At 60.5% G+C, this 2,007-nt stretch carries 1 tRNA gene and 1 rRNA gene; both read left to right on the forward strand.

Features of this window, described 5'->3' with window-relative positions:
- The first annotated feature begins 304 nt into the window (after window positions 1-304).
- Window positions 305-1,777 (forward strand): 16S ribosomal RNA (locus C3L37_RS24035).
- 157 nt (window positions 1,778-1,934) lie between these two features.
- A tRNA-Ala gene (locus C3L37_RS24040) sits at window positions 1,935-2,006 on the forward strand.
- Window position 2,007: the final 1 nt, after the last annotated feature.

A 2,007-nucleotide genomic window follows, 5' to 3' on the forward strand; every position in this document is an offset into this window, starting at 1 on the left:
TGTGGGCCGTTCGACGCGGTCCACGCTCGGACTCGGGCCGCGCGCCCGGCGGATCACTCCGCCGGGCTTCGACGGGTTTAAGACCCCGAACGGCCTACGAAGAAGTCCGAAGATATGAGGATTCCACCCCTGCGGTCCGCCGTACAGATGGGATCTGAGGTTAGCCCTGGTAGTTCGGTGACACCCGGTCGACCGCCGACCCCGTCGCCGAACTCGGACCATGCAATGCAACACAACGGAGTGCGGTGTCGCAACCGCGACACCGACACCCGCCACGCCCCCTGAACCACACGAGGTTCAGGACATTCCGGTTGATCCTGCCGGAGGTCATTGCTATCGGGGTCCGATTTAGCCATGCTAGTTGTACGAGTTCAGACTCGTAGCGGATAGCTCCGTAACACGTGGCCAAACTACCCTACAGACGGTCATACCCTCGGGAAACTGAGGCTAATAACCGATACGGCTCCCACGCTGGAATGCGGGGAGCTTCAAACGCTCCGGCGCTGTAGGATGTGGCTGCGGCCGATTAGGTAGACGGTGGGGTAACGGCCCACCGTGCCGATAATCGGTACGGGTTGTGAGAGCAAGAACCCGGAGACGGAATCTGAGACAAGATTCCGGGCCCTACGGGGCGCAGCAGGCGCGAAACCTTTACACTGCACGACAGTGCGATAAGGGGACCCCGAGTGCGAGGGCATACCGTCCTCGCTTTTGTGCACCGTAAGGTGGTGCACGAATAAGAGCTGGGCAAGACCGGTGCCAGCCGCCGCGGTAATACCGGCAGCTCGAGTGATGACCGATCTTATTGGGCCTAAAGTGTCCGTAGCTGGCCACGACGGTCCGTCGGGAAATCCACCCGCTCAACGGGTGGGCGTCCGGCGGATACCACGTGGCTTGGAACCGGAAGGCCCGGGGGGTACGTCCGGGGTAGGAGTGAAATCCCGTAATCCTGGACGGACCACCGATGGCGAAAGCACCTCGGGAAAACGGATTCGACAGTGAGGGACGAAAGCTAGGGTCTCGAACCGGATTAGATACCCGGGTAGTCCTAGCCGTAAACGATGCTCGTTAGGTGTGGCACCCGCTACGAGCGGGTGCTGTGCCGTAGGGAAGCCGCTAAACGAGCCGCCTGGGAAGTACGTCCGCAAGGATGAAACTTAAAGGAATTGGCGGGGGAGCACTACAACCGGAGGAGCCTGCGGTTTAATTGGACTCAACGCCGGACATCTCACCAGCTCCGACAGTAGCGATGATCATCAGGTTGATGACCTCCATGCTGAGCTACTGAGAGGAGGTGCATGGCCGCCGTCAGCTCGTACCGTGAGGCGTCCTGTTAAGTCAGGCAACGAGCGAGACCCGCACTCTTAATTGCCAGCAACACCCCCGGGTGGTTGGGTACATTAGGAGGACTGCCGTGGCCAACACGGAGGAAGGAGTGGGCAACGGTAGGTCAGTATGCCCCGAATGAGCTGGGCTACACGCGGGCTACAATGGCCAGGACAATGGGTTCCCACCTCGAAAGAGGGCGGTAATCTCAGAAACCTGGTCGTAGTTCGGATTGAGGGCTGAAACTCGCCCTCATGAAGCTGGATTCGGTAGTAGTCGCCTTTCAGCAGAGGGCGGCGAATACGTCCCTGCTCCTTGCACACACCGCCCGTCAAAGCACCCGAGTGAGGTCCGGATGAGGCCTCTGTACAGAGGTCGAATCTGGGCTTCGCAAGGGGGCTTAAGTCGTAACAAGGTAGCCGTAGGGGAATCTGCGGCTGGATCACCTCCTACTGACCGGGATCAGGCCGACGCGCCTGACCCACCTTTCACGCACGCACGGTCCGACTGTTCACCGACGCTCGCGCGCTCGACCGGGCACCTCAGAACTACCAGGACTAACCAATTCACCTCACCCACCTTCGCTCGCCTCAGTTCGAGTGGAGGGTGGGCCCGTAGCTCAGTGGGAGAGTGCCTCCTTTGCAAGGAGGATGCCCTGGGTTCGAATCCCAGCGGGTCCAT

The sequence above is a fragment of the Halegenticoccus tardaugens genome, assembly GCF_004116405.1.
Taxonomy (GTDB): domain Archaea; phylum Halobacteriota; class Halobacteria; order Halobacteriales; family Haloferacaceae; genus Halegenticoccus; species Halegenticoccus tardaugens.